Source organism: Gemmatimonadaceae bacterium (assembly GCA_035606695.1).
In the GTDB taxonomy this organism is placed as follows: domain Bacteria; phylum Gemmatimonadota; class Gemmatimonadetes; order Gemmatimonadales; family Gemmatimonadaceae; genus JAQBQB01.
Genome location: DATNEW010000036.1, coordinates 100,615 through 122,535, shown reverse-complemented (window position 1 = coordinate 122,535; position 21,921 = coordinate 100,615). Strand labels below are relative to the sequence as shown.

Genomic DNA, 21,921 nt, shown 5'->3' with positions numbered 1-21,921 from the left:
TCAGAACCCGAAGCTTACCTTCACGGGAATGACGATGCGCAGCGGCGAGCCGGTGAGCGGCGCACCGCGATACGATGCGGTCGCGGCGATCACGACGCTGTCCAACCGCGTGCCGGCGCGCACCGTCGAATCGGCAATGAAGCTGGAAATGACGGTGAGCTTGCGCGCCGCCAGACCCGAAGCCGTCGTATCGACTCCCGACACGTTGTTCTGATCATCCAGCAGAAACGCCGCCGGCGACGACGCGCGACTCGGCGGTGAACTCGTGATCGTGAACGTCACGCGCACGCCATCGACCGTCGTGTCCTTGTTCGCCCCGCCCGTGACGCGGACCTGCACGTTGACAGAGCCCTGCGAGGAAAGAGAGTCGGCTCCGACCGGCGCCTTCAGCGTGTCATTCTGCGCCGTGAGTGTATTCGCGATCGTCGTCGGCGCAACGGTAACGGGAAGAGCAAAGACCGGCGTTTGCAGATTGCCGACCTGCCCGACCACGTGCGCGATGCCGAGGCTGTCGCCGAAGACCACGCCCTGCACGAAATGCGCGTGTGGAATTGAATCCGTGATGAAGAACGTCGCGCCGGTCTCGCCGACCGGATTGCCGTTCTGATCGAACGCGACGATGGTCGGCGGTGCGGGCGTTCCGTTGCTGTCGCGCATGACGTCGCCGCGCACGACGAACGTGGCGGGCAGCTGCAAGTTCGAGATCGACGACGGCCCTTTTGGCGCCGACAGATCTACGCACGCCATGGCCACGAGACAGCCGACTGCGACCAGGTTCGATACCGCGCGACGATTCACTGAAGTTTCCCTGCGAGGTGCTCGGCCAACGCGCGATAGGCCTGCGCCGCCGGATCGTCCGGCGCGCGCAACACTACCGGCTGCCCTGCCGCGAACGCGTCGATCGACGCCGCGGTGCGCGGTACTTCCATGTCCAATACCAGTCCGCGCGGTAGCTGTTCCCGCACATACGCTGCCACGCGCTGCGAGGCGGCGCTGCCCGGTTCCACCATCGTGAGCAGAATGCCTTCGAGATTCAGGCCGGGATTCTCCCCCAATGCCGCGCGAATGCCGCGCAGAATCTGCGTCGTCGTCTGGAGCGCGAGCGGCTCGCATTGAAGCGGTACGAGGACGTGCTGGCTGCAGGCGAGCACGCGATGCGTCACCGGTCCCAATCCCGGTGGCGTGTCGACGATGACCGTGTAGCCGCGTTCGCGCGCGCGGTCGAACAGCTCCGCGGTGCGCGGTGATTCGGCGAGATTGCGCAGGTAGGTGTCGTGTGTCGCGCTCTCGCTCACGCTTCCCGCCGAAACGACGCGCAGCCAGGGCAGCGTCGTCGTGCGTACGACCTCGTGCATCTCGTGCGTGCCGGCCAGAAAATCCGACAGGCCGATGCGCGTCGTCGCCGCGCTCAATCCGAGACCGAAGCGGACCGAGCCCTGTGGATCGGCGTCGACCAGCAGCGTCTTCGCGCCGGCGCGAGCGAGCGCGGCTGCGAGATTGATCGCGGTGGTCGTCTTGCCGACGCCGCCCTTCTGACTGACGATCGCGAGGACCTTGCCCACGCTATTGTGGCTCGTCGGCGATCGCTTCGCCGCTCCGCAGCACCGTCAGCGTTTCCTCCGCGTGCCGAACCCAGCGTTCCGACTCGGGGCCCGAGGGCGGCTTGGCGAGGAACGCCTGAAGATGCTCGGCCGCGCCGTCGCGGTCGCCGCGCTTGAGGAGGAGGAACGCGAGCCCGTAGTGCGCACCCGACAGATGTGGTCCGACGTCGAGCGCCTGCTTGTACGCGCGAATGGCTTCTTCCGGGCGATTCGTCTTCGTGAACGCGATCGCCATGTTCTGGAGAATTTTCGTGTCGTTCGGGCGATCGCGTAGCGCGAGACGGTACGACGTCAGCGCGGCGTCGTAGTCTCCCTGACGTTCGAGCGCCATCGCCTCGCTCAGATAATCCAGGCGCTGCGGCTTGACGTCGCCACCCGATTTTCCGCCTAACAGGCGACTCCACCAGGACATACGGCTCGAGTGTGTTGAAGAACGATGCAGGTGGGCGGCAGCGCCGCGATCCCGGCTTCGCAAGGCGCCACGCAGGGCTGCTGGCAAGGCTCGCCGGAAGAATGAGTTTGGCTACGCAAAGCTATCTGCCGCGGGGGATCGGAGCAACGTAGGTTACCACCATGAGCCCGCGCCGAACTGATGTCGAGCATTCGAAAGGTGTTTTCGAGGTGGAGTGGCCGCTGTTCGGCGAGCTGTCTCGCGGCCTCGCGCTCAAAGTCGCGCGCGCCTACGATCCTGAGCTCGTAATCGGAATCGCCACTGCGGGAGTCGTGCCCGGCGCCGTCATCTCGGCGATCCTGGGCCGCGAGTTCCACTCGATGGTCGTGAGCCGCCGTTTCGGTGCCGATTCGGTGCGCGAGACGCCGGCCGTGTTGAGCGCCGTCCCGCAATCGGTGCGCGGCAGGCGGGTGCTCGTCGTCGACGAGACCTGCGATACCGGTGACACCCTCCGTCTGGCCGTTGCGGCCTGCGTCAACGCCGGCGCGGCCGACGTGAAGACGGCGGTCGCGTTTCGAACGGGCCCCTACGTGCCCGACTTCCATGCGCTGGCCACGGAAAGCACCATCGTGCTGCCGTGGGACAGGGAAGTGCTCATCGATGGAGAGCTGGTGGCGAACCCCCTCTATTCAGAAGCACTCAAGAGCACTTGAGAGCACTTGAGAGCACTTGAGAGCACCGAAGGGCGCGGTTGGCTGACCGACTCGATCGCGTCGTGCGCTACCCCTGCACGGCCTGATCGTATGGAATACCCTGACCCATCGCGTCGTACACGCGCTGCATGGTCTCGCCGCTTCCCACGAGGAACCGGCAGCGCGGCGCGCCCATCGAGCGACATTCGACTTCCATGACGGCGAGCGGCTCGCCGGCCAGTCGGCCGAAGAAGTCGGCCATCACGCCCGCGGTGTAATAGCAGCCCGGAAACTCGAGCGGAAACGCCGGGTCACTCTCGGCCCAATCGGGCGAATCGATCGTCGCGACGGAATCGAGCGCGCCGATCTCCATCGCGCCCCACCCGGTCTCACGAAAGAACTCGGTCGCTCGCAGCGCGAATTCCGCCGCGGGCAGGGCGTCGGGTGCGGGCAGCCCGTGCGTGGCGAGCCAGCGCGAGAAGGCATCGTACAATGCGGGACCGCCCGCGTAGCCGGCCTCCTGCAGCAGCGCCGCCGCGTTCGGGCCGACGTCGCGAAACAGCGCGCTGCGCAGCGCGATCAGCGACTGTCGCGTGAGCGCGACGAGCCCGTTGTCCGGCAGGTCGATCGATTGCGCCATCGGCCTCTCCCTTCAAAGTGATGAGCGACGCTTGAATTCCGCTTCGTCGATCGTCTCGACGCCCAGCTGTTTTGCCTTTTCGAGCTTGCTGCCGGCGTCGTCGCCGACCACGACGAAGCTCGTCTTCTTCGAGACACTGCTCGCCACGCGCCCGCCGTTCGCCTCGACGAGCGCGTTGGCCTGCTCCCGCGAGAGCGTCGGCAACGAGCCCGTGATGACGACGGTCATCCCCTTGAGCGCGTCACCGGTCTGCGTCGTGGGCTCGTCAAAGGTAAGCTCGTGCCGGCGCAACTTCTCGATCAACTTTAGAGCTTTCTTATCGGCGAACCATTCGACGAGCGAGTCGGCGAGCGTTTCGCCGATGCCGTGAATCGCCAGCACGTCGTCGCGCGTCGCCTCGACGATCCGGTCCATCGTCCCGAAGTGCTTGGCGATCTGCCGCGCCGCGATCTCGCCGATGTTGGCGATCCCCAGCGCGAACAACAGCCGCGACAACGGCTGCGCCTTCGACGCCTGAATCGCTTCGACGAGCTGCCACGCGCTCTTCTCGGCGAAGCGCTCGAGCTGCGTGAGCTGCGACGCGGTGAGGTCGTAGAGGTCGGCGGCGTCGTGCACGAGCTTCGCGTCGACGAGCTGCGTGATGCGCGCGTACGACAGTCCGCGAATGTCCATCGCCGAGCGTGAGGCGAAGTGCACGAGACTCTCGAGCTGGCGCCCGGGGCAGTCGAAGTTGGGGCAGTACTTCATCCCGAGCTCGGCGCCACTCACGAGCGCGGAGCCGCACGACGGGCACGAGTCGGGCGGCTCGTACGGCTGCTGCGAGCCGTCGCGCTTGTCGGGCACGGGCCCGATGATCTGCGGAATCACCTCGCCCGCGCGCTTGACCTGCACCACGTCGCCCACGCGCAGGTCCTTCCGGGCAACGAGATCGAAATTGTGGAGCGTCGCGAGCTTCACCATCGCGCCGCCGATCTCCACCGGCTCGAGCACCGCATATGGATTGATCGTGCCCGTGCGGCCCACGTTCACGCCGATGCCGAGCAGCTTTGTTTCGGCGATGTCCGGCGCGAACTTCCGGGCGATCGCGTAGCGCGGCTCGCGCCCGCCGATCACGCCGAGCTCGGGCCATAAGGGCAGGGCGTTGACCTTTACCACGCCGCCGTCGATTGCGAAGTCGAGGGCACCGCGCACCCTGTGCTCGATCTCGGTCGCCCACGCATGCACCTCGGCGAGATTCGCGCAGCGGCGGTAGTGTGGCGCGACTGGAATGCCCCAGCCGGCGAGTAGCGCGAGCAGCTCCGACTGCGTCGTCACGGGCAGCGACTCGCCGTCGGGCAGCGCCATCGCGTAACCGAAGAACTTGAGCGGGCGCGACGCGGTGATCTTCGGATCGAGCTGACGAAGCGCGCCGGCCGCGGCGTTGCGCGGATTCGCGAATACCGCTTCGCCCGCGGCGACGCGCTCTTCGTTCATGCGCTCGAACCCCGAGAACGGCATGTAGACTTCGCCGCGAATCTCCATCATGAAGGGATGAGCGCTTCCCCTCAAACGTAGAGGGATGGCCGAAATCGTGCGGAGATTCGTCGTGACGCTCTCGCCGACGGTCCCGTTCCCGCGCGTCGCCCCTTCGACCAGCACGCCTTCGCGATACGACAGACTTACCGCCGCACCGTCGATCTTGAGCTCGCAGTTGTAGCCTTCCGTGCGCACGTCGTCGCCGGCCACGCGCACGAGCCGCTCCTCCCACGCGGCGAGCTCCTCTTCGTTGAACGCGTTCGCCAGCGACAGCATCGGCACCAGATGCGTGTGCTTGACGAGGTGTGTCGCGGGCTCGGCGCCGACGCGCTGCGTCGGCGAATCCGCCGTCCGCAGCGCGGGATGAGCATTCTCTAATTCGACGAGCTCGCGATACAGCCTGTCGTACTTCTGGTCCGAGATCGTCGGCCGGTCGAGCACGTGATAGTTGTACGACGCCTCGTCGATCTGCCGCCGCAGCTCCGCGGCCCGCGCCGACAACTCGGCGTCGTCACTCACGCCCATCGCCCGGCGCCCATCGCCCAACGCTCATCCCTTGGCTTCTTCGTCGATCACTTGCATTGCCACGGTCACGAGCCGCTCCAACTCCTCGTCTGACGCCTTCGGCAACAACGTCTCCGCCCAGACGTGATCGTCGCCGCGCGTATAGCGGTCGAGCAGCCGCCGCACGAACGAGATCAGCGCGATACGCTGCAGATCGGCGCGGCGCTGCCCAACGGTGGCGTCCTTCTGATCGCGGAGCAGCGCCTCGAAGCGGTGCGCATTGCGCAGCGCCTTGGCCGTCAGCGACGCGACCACCTGGCAGAACCGCACGTCGGAATCCGAGAACGGCTCGGCGTCGCGCTCCGTGCGCAGGAAGATCGCGCCGATCACGTTGCCTTGCCATTGGATTGGCACCACGACGATCGACCGCACGTTGCGGCTGTCCAGCGTCGCCTTGATGCCGCGCAGCGACGGATCGTTCGCGGCGTCGGGAATGAACACCGTCTCGCCCGAATCGAACGCGCGCTTGAGCTCGGGATACCGATTGAGATCGACGACGAGATTGCGGATCGTCGGATCTTCGTAGCTCGCGACGAGACGCACCTCGTTCTGCTCGCCCGACAGGAAGATCGCGCAGCGATCCAAACCAAACGCGTCGCCAAGCTTCCGTGCAATCGCCTGTAAAATGTCGACGAAGTGCAGGGAGGATGATATTTCTTGAAGAATGTCGACGATCGCAACGAGATGATCGCGCTCGCGCTGCAGCTCGTTCACGCGGGCGCGCAAACGAGCTACTTCGTCGTCACGCTCCGCTCTCCCATCGGATCCCGGCGTCTGCGACTGGGACGGTGTGGGATGCGAGGGTGCCTCCGACGGGGGGAACGTCGCTTCGGGGTCGGTCTGGTCCATCGTCTTCCGCGTGCTCGTTGAATTCGTCGCTGTCGAATCGAACGACCTTGTTCCGGCCGGTTTCCTTCGCCACGTACAACGCATCGTCGGCCGAACGCACCAACCCATCGCAATGCGAGATGCGCGGATGCGGCCAGGCGGCAACCCCGAAGCTTGCCGTGCGCTGAATCGAGGTGCCGTCGAACGTAAAGGTATGCTGCTCCACGTTTTTCCGCACCCGCTCGGCGAAGGTCACCGCCGCGTCGAGCACGGTGCCCGGCAACAGCAGCATGAACTCCTCGCCGCCGTAGCGTCCGGCACGGTCGATCTCGCGCACTTCGTGTCGCAGAATCTTGGCAAACTGCTTGAGCACCGCGTCGCCCGCCTGGTGCCCATAGGTGTCGTTCACGCTCTTGAAGCGGTCGAGATCGCACATCACGATCGAGAACGGTTCGTTCAGGCGCTTGGCCAGCTCGAACATTTCGTCGATCCGCTCCTCCAGATGCCGTCGATTATCGAGCCCCGTGAGGGCGTCCGTCTGTGACATGTGTCGCAGACGTTCGTTCGCCTCGAGCAACTGGCGCTCGCGCTCCTCCAGCTCTTCCTGCAGCCGCTTGATGCGCAGCATCGAGTTGAGCCGAGCTTTCAGCTCCGCGAAGTCGATCGGCTTCGTGATGTAATCGTCCGCGCCGGCCTCGAGCCCCTCGACCTTGTTCTCGGTCGCGTCGAGCGCCGTCTGCATGATGATCGGAATGAACGGCAGCGCCACGTTCCCCTTCACTCGCCGCGCGACCTCGATGCCGTCGATCTTCGGCATCATGACGTCGAGCAGAATGAGATCCGGAACGGTACACTCCACCTTCTCGAGCGCTTCCTCGCCATCCGCGGCCGACTCGGTCGCGTAGCCCCACGATTCCAGTCGAGCGCGCAGCAGCTCGACATTGTCTTCGTGATCGTCGACGATCAGGATTCGCGCTTGCTCGTGATCACGTGGCGCTTCCATCACTCTTTCCGAGGAATCGTTGAACTTCCGCAACGACCGCCCTCGGCTCGCACGGCTTCGCGAGATACCCGTCGCAGCCGACCTCCATCGCTTTCTCGCGGTCCGAGGCCAGGGCGTGCGCGGTCAGCGCGATGATCGGGATGTCGCGCGTCTGTGGATCGTGCTTGAGCACCTGCGTCGCCTCCCAACCGTCGATCACCGGGATGGAGATATCCATCAGGATGAGATCCGGCTTTTCGGTGCGTGCCTTCGCGATGCCCTCTTCACCATTCAGGGCCTCGGTGACCGAATAGCCGAAATGCCGCAAGATCGTGGAATAGACGATGCGGTTGTCCTCATTGTCTTCGACGAGAAGTACCGTTTTTCCGTTCGCGGTCATGCGTGTCCTCACACCATCGACGGTGGCCTGAATCATTGGACCCTCTCGTCCCGGCGCTGTGATCGCGGTGCTCGGCGTGCCTTGCGCTGCGAGTGCCGACTGCAGTGAACTATCAGGAACGATGAAGCAGAGAGTTGGACTGGGATGTCCAGCTCGACCTCAATCAACAAACACTGACCGTGGTCGAGCCAGTACGCCGCAAGTTTCTTACCACGGTCCACGGAGACGATTCCGATGTCCTACGCCGGCCCCGCCCAACGCCCCCAACGCGCCCCTAACATATACCCAGCATTGGGGTTGGCCATCGGCCTGGCCGTCGGTGCGTGCATTGCCGTCCTGGCGACTCCGCAATCCGGCCCCGACGCCCGCCGAGCCCTCAGCCGAGCAACGCGCCGATTCGCCCGCCGCGGCCACTACGCCTGGGACGACCTGCGCGACGAGCTCCGCCACTACCGCCACGAGCGCGCGCGGCAGCGTCAACGCCTCAAATCACGCAGCAGAGCGGAAGCCTCGTCCTTGTAATGAGCGTCGTTGGGATCGGTCGCCGGCGCGCGCCCGATCCACTCGAGCTGCTCGAAGGCCTTGGCCTTCTGATCGCGATCCGCATACACGCGGGCGAGATCGAGACGGTGCGTGATCCGATTGGGCTCGATCGCCACCGCCTCTTCGAGATCGCGCTGCGCGTTGTCCCAACTTGCTTCGCCGAACACCTTCCCGCCAAGCAGCGTCTTGGCGGTCGTGCGCTCGATCCAGTTCAACTGCATGATGTGCTCGTTCCACACGCCGAGCACGTGCAGCGCGCCGGCGTGCTTCGGCTGCGCGCGCAGCGCCGCGTTCGCCTCGTCATACACGACCTTGGCGAACTTGACCTGATCGCGCTTGCCCATCGTCAACGCGCGCCGGCCGATGGCGCGCGCCAGATGAAAATGCCCCTCGGCATCGTTCGGATTTGCCGCGATCGCGCGCCGCGCGTAGTCTTCTGCCTTCTTGTACAGGGCTTCGCGCTCGTCCGCGTTCTGATCGAACTCGCCGCGATCCACCGCATCACCCGCGGCCTTGATCAGCCACGCGTAGCTCGTCGTATCGGCGGCAGAACTTCCAGTACTCGATTGACCGTGTGCGACGCGGCCCGCGGAAAGCAGCGCCGCAAGGGCGGCGAGAGTGCCCAGTCTCATGATGGCTCCAACAACGTGGGTTGGGTGGTTGGAATTACCCCACAGATCGGTAAATGCTCGCACATCGTTTGATCGAACGTAAGCGCGACGGCGGCAGAATCGAGCCGGGAGAGTGGCGTGCGCTCGCATTGGCCTACGCCAAAGGGCACGTCCCCGACTATCAGATGGCCGCGCTCCTGATGGCCTGTTTTCTTCGCGGGCTCGATCGCGCCGAAACCGCGGCGCTGACGGAAGCCATGCTGTTGAGCGGCGATCGCCTGGAGCTCGAGCACCTGGGCCGTCCGCGCGTGGACAAGCATTCCACCGGCGGCGTCGGCGACAAGGTCTCGCTCGTGCTCGCGCCGATGGTCGCCGCGCTCGGCGTCGCGGTGCCGATGATGTCCGGCCGTTCGCTCGGCCACACAGGCGGAACGCTCGACAAGCTCGAGTCGATTCCCGGCTTTCGCACCGATCTCACGCTCGCGCAGGCCGTGCGGCAGATCGAAGAGTTGGGCTGTGTGATGATCGGCCAGACGCCCGAGATCGCACCCGCCGACAAGAAGATGTATGCGCTGCGCGATGCAACCGCGACGGTCGAATCCATTCCGCTCATCGCGTCGAGCATCATGAGCAAGAAGCTCGCGGAAGATCTCACCGGTCTCGTGCTCGACATGAAGCGCGGCAGCGGCGCGCTCATTCCCGACGTCGACCGGGTGCTCGAGCTTGCGGAGGTGATGATCAAACTTGGCGCCGATCATGGCTGTCCGTGCGTCGCGCTCGTCACCGCGATGGACCGTCCGCTTGGACGCGCGTGCGGCAACGCGCTCGAGGTCGAAGAGGCCATCGCCGCGCTCAAGGGCGAAGGTCCGCCCGAGCTCATGGCCGTGACCTACGCGCTCGGCGCCGAGATGCTCGTGCTCGCCGGCGTGGCGGAAAACACCGATCAGGCGCGGCGAGAGCTGGAGAAGACGATCGGCACCGGTCGCGCCGCCGAGCATTTTCAGAAAATCATCGAAGCGCAGGGCGGGAACCCGTCGGTGGTCGATGATCCGTCGATTCTTCCGCAGGCCGCGGAGTGCGAGATCTTCGCGGCGCCGCGACGCGGATTCGTCGCGCGCATCGAGCCCAGGCACCTGGGTCGCGGCATCATCGAGATGGGCGGAGGCCGCACGCGCGTCGAGGACATCGCCGATCCATCGGTCGGCTTCGTCGTCACCGCGCGACCCGGCGATTGGGTCGAGGCCGGTGAGGCGATGGCCACGATCTTCGCGCGCGATCGGGCGGGCATCGGCAGCGGCCGGCAGGCGTTGCGCGCGGCGTTCGTCATCGCCGACGAGGCCGAGCCGCCGCTGCCGATGGTGTCGCATCGCGTGACGATCGACGGGGTGGAGACAGTGTCATCCTGAGCGAAGGCGCGCAGCGCCGGAGTCGAAGGACCCCCGTCCCGACGAAGGAGCCATTCAGCGCTCCGCTGCGCTCAAGACGACGCGCGTAATGGCCGCGCAGTTGCGTGAAGGAATTGACCCGAAGAGCTTTCGAACTTCACTGGTCTCATTCGTCGTCCCGAGGAAGCAATGCCACCCAACATGGCCCGCATGGCTGGACTAGGCGCATACGGCGCGTGTGCGCTGTTCGTCCTGATCTATTTGTATGTCGCATGGATCAGCCGGCATACCGCGACCGGCGGCATGATGACGGCGTTGTCCGTCGTCACGTGGATCTCCCTGGCGTTGGTCGTCCTGGCGCTGATCGCCGTGCACGTCGCCGTCGGCAAGCAGCTGATCTACATCGCCAATCGCGGCGGCCCGCGCGGAGTTTGAACGACGTGGCGGCAACCTTGCCGCCGGCGTCGAGCGTGGCCACGAAATTCGGCCGCGCGATCGTCTTGCGCTGCCCCCGGTGTGGCGGCAGCGGAATTCTGCGCGGTTGGCTTCACCTCCAGGAACGCTGTCCGCGCTGCGGCCTCGCGCTCGAGCGCGGTGAGCGCTCGGATTTCTGGATCGGCGCGTACGTGTTCAATCTCGTCGCCGGCGAGGTGCTCGGACTCGGTATTCCGATCGTGTGGATGATCATGTCATCGCCGAATCAGCCATGGACGGCCATCGAGATCCTGGCCGTGGTCCTCTGCGTCGCGCTGCCCTTCATCTTTTTTCCATTCTCTCGAACGTTGTGGCTGGCGTGGGATTTGAGTTTCCGCCCGATCGAGCCCGGCGACGCCAAGGGCGGCGCCGCGGGCGATGTGAACGCTCCGCCGCATCCGAACGACTGACCCGCATACGTGACCGCTACGTCTGAATTCCTTGCCGCCGACAATCCATTCGCCGCGGTAAGCACGCTGCCGTTCGGCGCGCCGCCTTTCGATCGCATTCGCGACAGCGATTACGAGCCCGCGATTGAAGAAGGCATGCGCCGCCAGCTGCGCGAAGTCGACGCCATCGTCCATGACACGGCGCCGCCGACGTTCGACAACACCCTCGCGGCGCTCGAGCGGTCGGGCGACCTGCTGACGCGAGCACTCAAGGTCTTCGGTGCGATCACGTCGGCCAACACGAACGACACCTTGCAGGCGGTGCAAACGCGCACCGCGCCGCATCTCGCGGCGCACAGCGATGCCATTTATCTGAATGACAAGCTGTTCGCACGCGTGCGCTGCCTGTACGACTCGCGTGACACCCTCGGCCTGGACGCCGAGCAGCGCCGCCTCGTCGAGCGCTATCACACCGATTTCGTCCGCGCCGGCGCACGGTTGCCAGAGGCGGACAAGGCGCACCTGCGCTTGCTGAATCTCGAGGAGTCGACCCTCACCACCGAATTTCAGAATCGTCTGCTGGCCGCGACCAAAGCGGGAGCGCTCGTCATCACGGATCGCGACGAGCTCGATGGACTGAGCGATGCGGACATCGCCGCCGCGGCCGAAGCCGCGATGGAACGGGATCTTCCCGGCCGGTGGGTGTTGCCGCTCCAGAACACCACGCAGCAGCCGGCGCAGGAGTCGCTGCGCCGCCGCGACGTTCGTGCGCGATTGTTCGAGGCGTCCATTCATCGCGCCGACAAGGGTGATACGCACGACACGCGCGGGATCATCAAACGCCTCGCCGAGGTGCGCGCGGAACGGGCCAGGCTGCTCGGCTACGCCAGCGATGCGGCATACGTCCTCGAGGATCAAATGGCCAAGACGCCGGCCAACGCGATTGCCCTGCTCACGGACATCGGCGCCGCGGCGGTGACCAAAGCCAAGGCGGAAGTCGCGAAGATGGAGGCGTTGGTCGAGCGAGCGGAGACCCACTTCGCGCTCGAGCCGTGGGACTGGCAATACTATGCCGAGCAGGTGCGCCGCGCGGAGTATGATATCGATGAGAATCAGATCAAGCCGTACTTCGAGCTCGAGCGCGTGCTCGTGGACGGCGTCTTCTTCGCGGCGACGCAGCTGTTCGGCTTGACATTCAGGGAGACGACCGCGTTTCCGGTCTACCATCCCGACGTGCGCGTATTCGAAGTGTTCGATGCCGACGGATCGCCGCTCTCGATCTTCTACGCGGACTTCTTCCAGCGCGACAACAAGAGCGGCGGCGCGTGGATGGATTCCTTCGTCGATCAATCGCGCCTGCTCGGCACCAAGGCGGTCGTCGTCAACGTGTGCAACTTCGCGAAGCCTCCCGCGGGAAAGCCCGCGCTGCTCGGCTTCGACGACGTGACGACGATGTTTCACGAGTTCGGGCACACACTGCACGGCATGTTGTCGGACGTGGCGTACCCGACGCTCTCCGGAACGAGCACGCCGCGCGACTTCGTCGAGTTTCCGTCGCAGTTCAACGAGCATTGGGCGCTCGAGCCGTCGGTGTTCGCGCGATACGCGCGGCATCACGAGACGGGAAACCCGATGCCCGACGCGCTGGTCCAGAAGATCAAGAAGTCGCGGACGTTCAATCAGGGCTTCGCCCTCACCGAGTATGTGTCGGCGGCGTTGCTCGACATGGCGTGGCATACGTTGGCGCCGGGCGATGGCCCCGGCGACGTCGCCGCGTTCGAAGCCGACGCGCTGCGGCGGTTTCAGATCGACATGCGCGAGGTGCCGCCGCGATATCGAAGCACGTACTTCGCGCACATCTGGGACGGGGGATATCAGGCGGGCTACTACGCGTATCTCTGGGCCGAGGTGCTCGATCACGATGCGTTCGCGTGGTTCGAGGAGCGCGGGGGCATGACGCGGGAGAACGGCGAGGCGTTTCGGAGCGCGATCCTCTCTCGCGGCGGCACGCGCAACGAGGCGGAGCTCTACCGCGAGTTTCGGGGACGAGAGCCGAAGATCGAGCCGTTGTTGCGGGCGAGAGGGCTGACCTGACCACGGACAACGGCGGACGAACACGGACAGGCGCGGCGACGGCGTTTGAAGATGAGTGCTTTGTTGAGAACTTCTTCGGGATGGTTCGCCAGCCGAAGCGACTCGAGGCTGTTCCAAGAACATCAGTTCACTTGCAGTTGACGCCGTCTCCGTGCCGTTCCGAGTTCGTCCGCCTTCGTCCGTGGTCCTTGACGATGCGTGTTATAACACCTATCTTGCGGGCATGTCATCCGGCCTCCGATCCGAAATCAAGCAAACGAAACCGTTTACCAGCCTCGAGCAGGAAGCCCAGCTCAACATTGAGCGCACCGCGGCCGTGCTCGGCCACGCGTTCGCCGAAGCGCTCAAACCATACGGCGTCACGCCCACGCAATACAACGCGCTGCGCATTTTGCGCGGGGCGGGCAAAGAAGGCTTATGTCGGAACGAAGTGCGCGATCGCCTGATTGCTCAGGTGCCCGACGTCACGCGGCTGCTCGACCGCCTCGAGGAAATCGGGCTCATCGAACGCGAGCGCAGCACCACCGACCGACGGCTGGTCGGCACCCGAATCACCACACGAGGCAACGCACTGCTCCGCACGCTGGACGAACCCATCGCTCGAGTCCACAAACAGCACTTGGGCCACATGACGAACAAGCAGCTTCGGGCACTCAACGAGCTGCTGACGTTGGCGCGCCAGGGTGTCTGATGTTCGACCGAATAGGTGTTATAACACTAGTAGTCCTAACAGCGTAGTGATCCTCTACCGGAACGACCACCCATGACCAACGACAACATCCCGCGCGTCAACCTCGGCCTCCTCGTCCTGCGTCTCGTCGCCGGCGGCATCATGATCGTGCACGGGCTGCAGAAAGTCTTCGTGTTCGGGCTCGGCAACGTCGGCGCGAACTTCGTGAAGATGGGCATTCCCGGCGCGAACGTGATGGGCCCGTTCATCGGTGTGCTCGAGGTCCTGGCGCCCATCGCGATTCTCATCGGCCTGCTCACCCGGCTCGCCGCGCTCGGACTGGCGTTCGATATGCTGGGTGCAATCACGTTCGTGCACTTCAAGAACGGCTTCTTCGCGCCGATGGGTTTCGAGTTTCCACTCTCCCTCCTCGGCATGTATGCCGTGCTCGTCATCGCGGGCGCGGGGGATTATTCGCTCGACGCGTCGCTCGCGCGGCGGAGGACGCACGTATGACCACCATTGCATCCGCTCTTCCATACGGCATTGCGCCGCCGGGATACCGGCTGCCCGACGCCACACATATCGGCCGGGTTCGGCTGCAAGTCGCCGATCTCGAACGCTCGATCGCCTATTATGAAACGGTCATCGGCTTGCGCGTGATCGATCGCGCCGGCGGCGTCGCCATGCTCGGTGCTCAGGAAGGCGACCGCGTGCTCGTCGAGCTGCACGAAAAGCAGGGTGTTCGGCCCGTCGCGCGTCGCGGGCACATCGGCCTGTATCATTTCGCCATCCTGCTGCCGGACCGCGCGGCACTCGGCCGCTTCGTCGCGCACCTCGGCGACATCGGCGCGTACGCCGGTATGTCGGACCACTTCGTCAGCGAAGCGGTCTATCTCACGGATCCCGACGGGCTCGGCATCGAGGTGTATGCGGATCGTCCGCGCAGTGCGTGGCGCGCCGAAGATCGCCAGCTGGCCATGACGACGATTCCGCTCGACGTGCCCGACCTCGTCGCGTCGGCGAACGGCGAGAAATGGACGGGCGCGCCGGCCGGCACCACGATCGGTCACGTACACCTGTACGTGCGCAACATCGAAGAGGCCGAGGCGTTCTATCATCGCGCGCTGGGACTCGACAAGGTGGTGTGGAGCTACCCGGGTGCGTTGTTCATGTCGGCGGGCGGCTACCACCATCATCTCGGAACCAACACGTGGGCGGCCGGCGCGCCGCTCTCGACGGTCGACGACGCACGGCTGCTCGACTGGGAGCTGGTGCTTCCCGGCGAGAGCGACGTGAACGGCGCGGTCGAGAGTCTGGAGGCGGCGGGGCATCTCGTCGATCGCCCGAGCAGCGGTGTCGCCGTACGCGATCCATGGGGCACGCAACTGCGGCTCGTCACCGGCCGCGTCGATTAGAGAACTGGTATGACGGCGATCGATCTCCATTGGCAGTCGCCTGAAGTCGTGTACGTGTTCGACGGCTACTGCGGCTGGTGTTACGGCTTCGATGAAACGCTCATGGCCTTCTGGCAAGCCAATCGCCACCGTGTGCCGTTTCGGGTGGTGAGTGGCGGCTTGTTCGTTGGCGCGAACAAGCCGCGCATCGGCACGTTGGGTTTCATTCGAGAGGCCAACGCGCGCGTGACGCAGTACACCGGCGCGCAATTCGGCGATGGATTCGACGCGGTGCTGCGCGATGGCTCGCTCGTGCTCGACTCAGAGGCCGCCGCCGCGGGCTTCGCGGCGTTGCGCGAGCAGGCGCCCGAGCGCGCCGTCGAGATCGCCGCGGCCATGCAGCACGCGTTCTACATCGACGGCCGTAGCCTCTCTGACCCGGACACGTTCGCCGACGTCGCGCGCACCCTCCAGCTGGACGCGGCGAGAGTGCGCGCCTTCATGACCGGCCCGCAAGGCGGCATGGCCGCGACCGAAGACTTCGCGCTCGCACGCGCGCTCGGCGCGACGTCATTTCCGACGCTGCTCGTGGTCAGCGATGGATTCATCTCACCGCTGCCGCGCATCGGCGCGTCGGTGCAGATGCTCACGCGTCATCTCGACGCGGCACTCAGCGCCCGCGCAGCTTCTTGATCAGATTGGGCAGGAAGGAGAGCGCGAAGAGCGCGGCCATGACGATGGCCGCGACGAGAAACGCACTCTTGCCGCCGCCGCGGAATCCCGCCGCCACGCGATCGCCGACATAGACCGCGGCGATGCTTCCCGGGATCACGCCGATCGCCGTGGCAAGGAGATACGGAAGAAACGGTACCTTCGTGGCGCCGGCGGCGTAGTTGAACACCCCGAACGGCACGATCGGCAGCAACTGCACGCGCAGCACGGTGAGAAACGCATTGCCGCGCTCGAGATCCTGCAGCTTTTCCTGATAGCGGCCGAGCATGCGCTTCGCGGCGCCGGCCCACGCGCCGCGCGCGAGCCAGTAACCGGCCGTGCCGCCGATCATCGAGCCCGTCCACACCCAGATCGTACCTTGTACGACACCGAACATGGCGCCCGCGCCGTACGCCAGCGGTGAGACCGGTGCGGCGAATGCCGCGACGACCCCGTAGGCGATCGCGAACACGGGTCCGAACCACGGAAGGTTCTGTGCGCGGTCGGCCGCCGCGGTGAGCTTCGATGGATCCTTGAGATTGAAGTAGCCGAGCTTCCACGCGGCGACGAGAAACGCCGCGATGAGGAGGAGCGGCACGAGGAGCCGTGCCCAATCGCTTGGGCGCATCGGCTCTCCTTGGGTTCGGGCGGGGCTCACGGTCGCTTCCATCGGACCCATCGACCTATGCAAGGAGCTTGCTAGCGTCGAGTACGCTATTACGAGACACTTGCGTTCCGTAATTAACCGGGCGAGGTTGAATTATGACACGCCAGCGTATCGTAAATCGGCCGCGCGGACGGCCGCGCAGCCAGGATGCCGACACCGCCCTTCATGCCGCTGCCATCGCGCTCATTCGCGACATCGGCTACGACGCCGTGACCATGGAGGGGATCGCCGAACGGGCGGGAGTGGGCAAGGCGACGCTCTATCGGCGGTTCGCGTCGAAGGAGCCGCTCGTCGTCGAGGCGCTAGGCGGAATCATGCGCAAGGTTCCCGTGCCCGACACCGGCACGCTCGGCGGCGACGTGCGCCGCCTGCTGCGCTCCACCTCGATCATGTACGAGGATCCGGCGACACGCCACTTGTTGTCCGGTCTCGTCGCGGCGATGGCGCGCAATGAGGCGATTGCTCGCGCGGTCCGTCACGGCTTCGTGGCGACGTGGCGCGATGCCATGCGACAGATCCTCGCGCGCGCCGCCGCGCGCGGCGAGCTGCGCCGCGGACTCGATGCGGCGTTCGCCACGCATCTCTTCGCCGGACCACTGCTTTATCGTTTTCTCATCGACGGCGACCGCGTGGACGAACGCTTCACGCGCCGCGTCGCCGCCGTCGTGCTGCGAGGTATCGCGTTGTGATCGACATCTTCTCCGAGGACGCACGTCGCAATCCGTATCCCCTCTACGCACAGCTTCGGTCCGCGGCGCCGGTGTTTCGCGAACCACGCACCGGTCTGTGGATGCTCCTGGGCTACGACGACACCAAGCGCGGACTCGCCGACGCCGCGACGTTCAGCTCGGCCGCGTCGCCCGGCGGGGCGCTGACGAGTCAGTGGTTGATCTTCGCGGATCCACCGAGGCACACGCGGCTGCGGTCGTTGATCGCGCGCGCGTTTACGCCGCGCTCCGTGGCGGCGCTGGAAGCGCGCATCGATGCGCTGGCGCGTTCGCTGCTCGATCGCGCGGACGCGAACTCCGACTCCGGCGAAATCGAGTTGATCGGCGATTTCGCGATGCCGCTGCCGCTCATGGTCGTTGCCGAGATGATTGGCGCGCCTCCGTCGGACTACGCGACGTTTCGCCGGTGGAGCGATGCGATCGTCCGATTGAGCCACACCGTCAGCGGCGATCCGCGCGCCGCGCAGGCGATTCACGACGTCACCGTCGCGAACGCGGAGATGCGCGAGTACGTCGGCCGCCTCGTCGACGAGCGGCGCTCGCGGCCAGAGAACGATCTGCTGACGGCACTCGTGCAGCCGAACGAAGAAGGCGAACGCCTGACCGATGACGAAATCCTGGGATTCTTCCAGCTCCTGATGCTGGCCGGGCACGAGACGACGACGAATCTGATCGCGAACGCCGTGTTGTCGTTCATCGAACATCCGGATCAGCTCGCGCTGCTTCGTATCGCGCCGGAGTTGCTGGCTCCGGCGATCGAGGAGGTGCTGCGATATCGATCGCCGGTACAAACCATGTTTCGCGTCGCGAAGAAGGACGCGCGAGTCGGCGATCACACGATTCCCGCCGGGCAGATGGTGCTGCTCGTGATCGGAGCCGCGAATCGCGACCCGCGGCGGTTCGACGGGGCCGAGTCGTTCGATGTGACGCGGCATCCGAATGCGCACATCGCGTTCGGGCACGGCATTCACTTCTGTGTCGGGGCCCCGCTGGCGAGGCTCGAGGCGCGAATCGCGCTCGGATTATTGCTCGAGCGATGGACGCGGTTCGAGCGCGCCGGCGACGAGCCCTGGACGCCGCGCGAAGCGTTCCACGTGCATGGTCCGGAGCGCCTTCAGCTACGTTTCGAGCGGTCGGAGGCAGCGCGCGCGTAGCGCGCCTCCAGCGGTCTCCATATTGCTCGTCCACCCCGCCGATGCCGTCGAACCAACCGCCGCGCCCGCGACTCGGACGCGCGCTCGCACACCGAAATTTTCGTCTGTTCTTCAGCGGGCAGAGCGTTTCGCTCATCGGCACGTGGATCACGCGCGTGGCGACGAGTTGGCTCGTGTATCGGCTGACGCACTCCGCGCTGCTGCTCGGCGTGGTGGGATTCGCCGGCCAGATTCCGACGCTGCTGCTTGCACCGTTCGCGGGCGTGTTGGTGGATCGCTGGGACCGGCATCGCATTCTCGTGTGGACGCAGGTGCTGTCCGCGCTCCAATCGCTCGCGCTTGCCATTCTCGCGTTCACCGGGGCGATCGACGTGGCGTGGATCCTCGTGCTGCAGGTGGTGCAGGGCCTGATCAACGCCTTCGATACGCCCGCGCGGCAGTCGTTCGTCGTGCACATGGTGGACGATCGCGCGGACCTGCCGAACGCCATCGCGCTCAACTCGACGATGGTGAACGGCAGTCGCATCATCGGTCCGTCGATCGGCGGCGTGATCATCGCCGCCATGGGCGAAAGCTGGTGTTTCCTGATCGACGCGATCTCGTACGTCGCGGTGATCATCTCGCTGTTGATGATGCGCGTCAAACGCGATGCGCCGGCGTCGACGCGCGCGGGGATGCTGTCCGAGTTGCGCGACGGCTATCGGTACGTCAGCGGATTTCCTCCGGTGCGATCGGCGTTGATCCTGCTCGCCGTCGTCAGCTGCATGGGGATGCCGTACAGCGTGCTCATGCCGATGATCGCGTCGACCACGTTGCACGGCGGCGCGCACACGCTCGGCTTTCTCATGACCGCGTCCGGACTTGGCGCCGTCGCCGGCGCGCTCTATCTCGCGAGCCGGTCCAGCGTGCTCGGTCTCGGTCGCGTGATGATCGTCGCGACGATGACGTTCGGCATTGGGCTCATCGCCTTCGGGCTTTCACAGTCGTTGTGGGCGTCGCTCGTGATCCTGCCGTTCGTGGGCGCGGGCTTCATGGTGAACATGGCGTCGGTGAACACGATCCTTCAGACGATCACCGAAGAGCGTTTGCGCGGCCGGGTGATGGCGTTTTATACCATGGCGTTCATGGGTTCGGCGCCGATCGGCAGTCTGCTGGCCGGTGTCGTCGCCGACCGCATCGGCGCGTCGGCGACGATCATTCTCGGCGGCGTCGTTTGCGCGGCGGCCGGCGTGTGGCTCGCGACGCGAATCAGATCGCTGCGCGAGCACGTGCGGCCGATTTACGTCGAGCGTGGAATCCTGTCCGCGGTGCAGGCGGAGTCGGGAACGGCGCCGCTCTAACGACACGGTGGTTCGTTACGGCCGTTGCGTGGCCGCCCAGCTGCGCGGGGCTTCGTCGCATTGCGGAACACGCATCGGCTGTCCACTGCGCGGGTCGATTGGCGGCACACGTCGCGTCCGCGAGAGGAACGTCGGATCTTCCGATGCCTCGTACGCGAACAGCGCGACGAGCGTGGCGTTCCGCTTCACGTTGTCGAAATTGATCTTGTCGTACGTGTCGCGGTTGGTGTGCCAGGTGTAATCGGTGTACGACCAATCGGACGACGTGAGAAAGAATCCCGGTGCGTTGCGGCAGTCGAACGCGTCGCTGTCGGTGCTTTCGTTGTGCGCGACACCGGGCATCATCAGCGCGATGCTGCGCGTCATGTCGGCGGGCATGCGCGACATCCAGCGCGCGAGCGCCGGAGCGCCGTCGACGAAGCCGTTCGTCTGCACGCTGTCGATCTCGCCGGTGCCGTTGTCCTGATTGAACAGTGCCTGGAGTCCCTTGAGGATCTCGGGATGGTCCGCGGCGAACGCCGACGATCCGATGTCGCCTTCCTCTTCGCCGCTCCAATGCCCGACGAGAATCGTGCGCTTGGGGTGCGGATAGATCTCGTGGAGTATGCGCATGGCCTCGAGCATCGTGATCGTGCCCGTACCATTGTCGGTCGCACCGCTACCGGCGTCCCACGAGTCGAGATGCGCGGAGAGCATGACGTATTCGTTCGGCTTGTCGCTGCCCGTGATGCGCGCCACGGTGTTGAAGACCGGCGACTCTGCGGCGGCAAGCGTCGCCTGCGCCACCGCTCGCACGCGCGGATGCTGTCCGTTCGCCGCGAGACGCGCGAGCAGCGAATAGTCTTCGCACGACACGTCGAATGAGGGTACGGTGCGTGACCGCGCGGATTGGATCTTGTCCACGCCCCAGCCGCGCGACCAGGAGTTCGTGAGAACCGCCGCGACGCCCGCGCGCTCGAGCACGGGCATGAGATTGCGGGTGCTGACGTGCGCGGCGGTGAAACGCGCGGTCCAGTCGGATGCGACGCTGTCGCGCACCGCGCGCGAGTGCGCGTAGGTCGCCGAGTCGGCCCAGAAGCGCGTGTCGGAATCGGGGCGGCAGCTTGGCTGCGGCATCGACGCCAGCACGATCTTGCCCCTGGCGCCGGCGAGCCACCGCGCGAAGCCGGCGCTATCAACGATCTCTGATGCGCGCGGAATGATGACGACGTCGGTGGTGACGCCGCCCGCCGGCGTCGTGGCGCTCCAGGCGTGCATCGTTGCCTCGAGCACACGCACGCGCGGCGCGACGAGCTCGAGACCGCTCGGCCCGCGCGTCCAGTCGCGCCAGGTGCCGTATTGCTCGTTCTTCGCGTCCACGCCCCACGCGCGATAGGTGGCAAGGAGCCAGTCGTTCGCGGCGCGGTTCGCGGGCGAGCCGGTCAGTCGCGGTCCGATCGAGTCCATGAGCACTTGTGCAAGACTCGCGGCGTGCGAGTGGTGCATGCCTTCGTCGTAGAGACGTTGGACGATCGGATCGCCCGTCGGATTGTCCTGGGCGGCGGCGCGCGCCGCGGGCACGGCCAGCACGGCGGCGAAAGCGGGGAAGAGGACGAATGAGCGCATGCCGCACGATAGCGACCCCGCCAATCGATTGTAAGGAGAATGTACGAGATCGGCCGGCGTGCCAACGAAATCACGAGGCGCCGGTTCCAAGGATATAGACTGTCTCTAGCCTACCATATAGACACGCTATATCCTTGATATAGACGGTCTATACCCTTGCTCCAGGCGCTTATGACCAATCGTCGACCCAAGCCGGCCCTCGCGCGCATCGAGCTCCTTCAGGGCACGCTCGATCTCATCATCCTCCAGGCCCTGCGCTGGGGACCGCGCCACGGATACGGGCTCGTACAGCTCGTCCGCGCGACCTCCAACGGCGTCCTGCAAGTCGATGCCGGGTCGCTCTATCCCGCGCTGCATCGGCTCGAACGACAGAAGCTCGTGAAAGCCGAGTGGGAGAAGTCCGATAACAAACAGCGCGTGCGCGTTTATCGCCTCACACCCGCCGGCCGAAAACGGCTCACCGCCGAGCGCTCGCGCTGGCAGCAGCTCTCACAGGCCATCGAAGGATTGTTCGTGCCGCCCGCTCCCGAGGAGGTTTGA

The 21,921-nt window shown here is 65.6% G+C and carries 24 protein-coding genes; 13 read left to right on the top strand and 11 right to left on the bottom strand.

The genetic code is table 11. The features are described from left to right. From VN706_20300 to VN706_20290, 3 genes are read right to left on the bottom strand one after another with little or no spacing between them, the layout of a single operon-like run. Positions 1–798 carry a hypothetical protein gene (locus tag VN706_20300; GenBank protein HXT17984.1) on the bottom strand — a complete coding sequence of 266 codons (798 nt, stop codon included), beginning with the start codon at positions 796–798 and terminating at the stop codon, positions 1–3. Further along, positions 795–1,562, bottom strand: coding sequence for a ParA family protein (locus VN706_20295; GenBank protein HXT17983.1), 768 nt, complete (start codon positions 1,560–1,562; stop codon positions 795–797). The genes VN706_20300 and VN706_20295 overlap by 4 nt, the downstream gene beginning before the upstream one ends. A 1-nt stretch (position 1,563) precedes the next feature. Then, positions 1,564–2,013, bottom strand: a complete 450-nt coding sequence (locus VN706_20290; GenBank protein ID HXT17982.1) for a tetratricopeptide repeat protein — start codon at positions 2,011–2,013, stop codon at positions 1,564–1,566. A 161-nt stretch (positions 2,014–2,174) separates the two neighbouring features. Here VN706_20290 and VN706_20285 point away from each other — a divergent pair, with 161 nt between their 5' ends. Beyond that, positions 2,175–2,705 (top strand): phosphoribosyltransferase family protein, encoded by a 531-nt coding sequence (locus VN706_20285; protein ID HXT17981.1) that lies wholly within the window; start codon positions 2,175–2,177, stop codon positions 2,703–2,705. A gap of 67 nt (positions 2,706–2,772) precedes the next feature. Here the strand turns inward: VN706_20285 and VN706_20280 are convergent, their stop codons facing one another. From VN706_20280 to VN706_20255, 6 genes are all read right to left on the bottom strand, one after another. Beyond that, positions 2,773–3,324, bottom strand: a complete 552-nt coding sequence (locus VN706_20280) for a V4R domain-containing protein (protein ID HXT17980.1) — start codon at positions 3,322–3,324, stop codon at positions 2,773–2,775. A 12-nt stretch (positions 3,325–3,336) separates the two neighbouring features. After that, positions 3,337–5,358, bottom strand: a complete 2,022-nt coding sequence (gene ligA, locus VN706_20275) for an NAD-dependent DNA ligase LigA (protein HXT17979.1) — start codon at positions 5,356–5,358, stop codon at positions 3,337–3,339. A gap of 30 nt (positions 5,359–5,388) precedes the next feature. Then, positions 5,389–6,117 (bottom strand): GAF domain-containing protein, encoded by a 729-nt coding sequence (locus VN706_20270; GenBank protein HXT17978.1) that lies wholly within the window; start codon positions 6,115–6,117, stop codon positions 5,389–5,391. Positions 6,118–6,145: 28 nt separating this feature from the next. Then, positions 6,146–7,234, bottom strand: coding sequence for a diguanylate cyclase (locus tag VN706_20265; GenBank protein ID HXT17977.1), 1,089 nt, complete (start codon positions 7,232–7,234; stop codon positions 6,146–6,148). Then, the gene (locus VN706_20260; protein ID HXT17976.1) at positions 7,218–7,649 is read right to left on the bottom strand and encodes a response regulator; all 432 of its coding nucleotides are present in this window, start codon (positions 7,647–7,649) and stop codon (positions 7,218–7,220) included. Before VN706_20260 ends, VN706_20265 begins: the two co-directional genes overlap by 17 nt. Before the next feature lie 440 nt (positions 7,650–8,089). Beyond that, complete coding sequence (locus tag VN706_20255; GenBank protein ID HXT17975.1) at positions 8,090–8,788, bottom strand: hypothetical protein; 699 nt, start codon at positions 8,786–8,788, stop codon at positions 8,090–8,092. 53 nt (positions 8,789–8,841) lie between these two features. Between VN706_20255 and VN706_20250 the strand changes: the two genes are divergently transcribed. From VN706_20250 to VN706_20215, 8 genes are all read left to right on the top strand, one after another. Next, entirely contained in the window at positions 8,842–10,173 is a 1,332-nt protein-coding gene (locus VN706_20250) for a thymidine phosphorylase (GenBank protein ID HXT17974.1), read from the top strand. Positions 10,174–10,341: 168 nt separating this feature from the next. Further along, positions 10,342–10,587: a hypothetical protein gene (locus VN706_20245; protein HXT17973.1), complete on the top strand. Its 246-nt coding sequence runs from the start codon at positions 10,342–10,344 to the stop codon at positions 10,585–10,587. 5 nt (positions 10,588–10,592) lie between these two features. After that, a complete protein-coding gene (locus tag VN706_20240; protein HXT17972.1) occupies positions 10,593–11,036 on the top strand; it encodes a DUF983 domain-containing protein in 444 nt (147 codons plus the stop codon). A gap of 9 nt (positions 11,037–11,045) precedes the next feature. Then, positions 11,046–13,109: a M3 family metallopeptidase gene (locus tag VN706_20235; protein HXT17971.1), complete on the top strand. Its 2,064-nt coding sequence runs from the start codon at positions 11,046–11,048 to the stop codon at positions 13,107–13,109. Between the two features lie 223 nt (positions 13,110–13,332). Continuing rightward, the gene (locus VN706_20230) at positions 13,333–13,800 is read left to right on the top strand and encodes a MarR family transcriptional regulator (GenBank protein HXT17970.1); all 468 of its coding nucleotides are present in this window, start codon (positions 13,333–13,335) and stop codon (positions 13,798–13,800) included. 72 nt (positions 13,801–13,872) lie between these two features. Continuing rightward, positions 13,873–14,295, top strand: coding sequence for a DoxX family protein (locus VN706_20225; GenBank protein HXT17969.1), 423 nt, complete (start codon positions 13,873–13,875; stop codon positions 14,293–14,295). Then, positions 14,292–15,197 (top strand): VOC family protein, encoded by a 906-nt coding sequence (locus VN706_20220; protein ID HXT17968.1) that lies wholly within the window; start codon positions 14,292–14,294, stop codon positions 15,195–15,197. Before VN706_20225 ends, VN706_20220 begins: the two co-directional genes overlap by 4 nt. Positions 15,198–15,206: 9 nt before the next feature. Beyond that, a complete protein-coding gene (locus VN706_20215; GenBank protein ID HXT17967.1) occupies positions 15,207–15,869 on the top strand; it encodes a DsbA family protein in 663 nt (220 codons plus the stop codon). Here the strand turns inward: VN706_20215 and VN706_20210 are convergent. Beyond that, complete coding sequence (locus tag VN706_20210) at positions 15,847–16,515, bottom strand: VTT domain-containing protein (GenBank protein HXT17966.1); 669 nt, start codon at positions 16,513–16,515, stop codon at positions 15,847–15,849. The genes VN706_20215 and VN706_20210 overlap by 23 nt on opposite strands. 134 nt (positions 16,516–16,649) lie before the next feature. On the opposite strand from VN706_20210, the gene VN706_20205 reads away from it, so the two are divergent. The 3 genes from VN706_20205 to VN706_20195 are packed head-to-tail and all read left to right on the top strand — an operon-like array spanning position 16,650 to position 19,776. After that, on the top strand, positions 16,650–17,243 hold the full coding sequence (locus VN706_20205) for a TetR/AcrR family transcriptional regulator (GenBank protein ID HXT17965.1): 594 nt from the start codon (positions 16,650–16,652) through the stop codon (positions 17,241–17,243). Beyond that, positions 17,240–18,436, top strand: coding sequence for a cytochrome P450 (locus VN706_20200; GenBank protein HXT17964.1), 1,197 nt, complete (start codon positions 17,240–17,242; stop codon positions 18,434–18,436). Before VN706_20205 ends, VN706_20200 begins: the two co-directional genes overlap by 4 nt. 41 nt (positions 18,437–18,477) lie before the next feature. Next, positions 18,478–19,776, top strand: a complete 1,299-nt coding sequence (locus tag VN706_20195; protein HXT17963.1) for an MFS transporter — start codon at positions 18,478–18,480, stop codon at positions 19,774–19,776. A 15-nt stretch (positions 19,777–19,791) separates the two neighbouring features. Here the strand turns inward: VN706_20195 and VN706_20190 are convergent, their stop codons facing one another. After that, entirely contained in the window at positions 19,792–21,381 is a 1,590-nt protein-coding gene (locus VN706_20190) for a M28 family peptidase (protein ID HXT17962.1), read from the bottom strand. Between the two features lie 171 nt (positions 21,382–21,552). Between VN706_20190 and VN706_20185 the strand changes: the two genes are divergently transcribed. Beyond that, positions 21,553–21,921 carry a PadR family transcriptional regulator gene (locus tag VN706_20185; GenBank protein ID HXT17961.1) on the top strand — a complete coding sequence of 123 codons (369 nt, stop codon included), beginning with the start codon at positions 21,553–21,555 and terminating at the stop codon, positions 21,919–21,921.

What these genes read in the sequence shown, in the direction of transcription:
- VN706_20210 (HXT17966.1), bottom strand. Translation starts at nt 16,515, where the DNA reads ATGCGCCCAAGCGATTGGGCACGGCTCCTCGTGCCGCTCCTCCTCATC.
- VN706_20195 (HXT17963.1), top strand. Translation starts at nt 18,478, where the DNA reads ATGCCGTCGAACCAACCGCCGCGCCCGCGACTCGGACGCGCGCTCGCA.
- VN706_20205 (HXT17965.1), top strand. Translation starts at nt 16,650, where the DNA reads ATGACACGCCAGCGTATCGTAAATCGGCCGCGCGGACGGCCGCGCAGC.
- VN706_20245 (HXT17973.1), top strand. Translation starts at nt 10,342, where the DNA reads ATGCCACCCAACATGGCCCGCATGGCTGGACTAGGCGCATACGGCGCG.
- VN706_20215 (HXT17967.1), top strand. Translation starts at nt 15,207, where the DNA reads ATGACGGCGATCGATCTCCATTGGCAGTCGCCTGAAGTCGTGTACGTG.
- VN706_20285 (HXT17981.1), top strand. Translation starts at nt 2,175, where the DNA reads ATGAGCCCGCGCCGAACTGATGTCGAGCATTCGAAAGGTGTTTTCGAG.
- VN706_20260 (HXT17976.1), bottom strand. Translation starts at nt 7,649, where the DNA reads ATGATTCAGGCCACCGTCGATGGTGTGAGGACACGCATGACCGCGAAC.
- VN706_20185 (HXT17961.1), top strand. Translation starts at nt 21,553, where the DNA reads ATGACCAATCGTCGACCCAAGCCGGCCCTCGCGCGCATCGAGCTCCTT.
- VN706_20280 (HXT17980.1), bottom strand. Translation starts at nt 3,324, where the DNA reads ATGGCGCAATCGATCGACCTGCCGGACAACGGGCTCGTCGCGCTCACG.
- VN706_20290 (HXT17982.1), bottom strand. Translation starts at nt 2,013, where the DNA reads ATGTCCTGGTGGAGTCGCCTGTTAGGCGGAAAATCGGGTGGCGACGTC.
- VN706_20220 (HXT17968.1), top strand. Translation starts at nt 14,292, where the DNA reads ATGACCACCATTGCATCCGCTCTTCCATACGGCATTGCGCCGCCGGGA.
- VN706_20265 (HXT17977.1), bottom strand. Translation starts at nt 7,234, where the DNA reads ATGGAAGCGCCACGTGATCACGAGCAAGCGCGAATCCTGATCGTCGAC.
- VN706_20225 (HXT17969.1), top strand. Translation starts at nt 13,873, where the DNA reads ATGACCAACGACAACATCCCGCGCGTCAACCTCGGCCTCCTCGTCCTG.
- VN706_20190 (HXT17962.1), bottom strand. Translation starts at nt 21,381, where the DNA reads ATGCGCTCATTCGTCCTCTTCCCCGCTTTCGCCGCCGTGCTGGCCGTG.
- VN706_20250 (HXT17974.1), top strand. Translation starts at nt 8,842, where the DNA reads ATGCTCGCACATCGTTTGATCGAACGTAAGCGCGACGGCGGCAGAATC.
- VN706_20255 (HXT17975.1), bottom strand. Translation starts at nt 8,788, where the DNA reads ATGAGACTGGGCACTCTCGCCGCCCTTGCGGCGCTGCTTTCCGCGGGC.
- VN706_20230 (HXT17970.1), top strand. Translation starts at nt 13,333, where the DNA reads ATGTCATCCGGCCTCCGATCCGAAATCAAGCAAACGAAACCGTTTACC.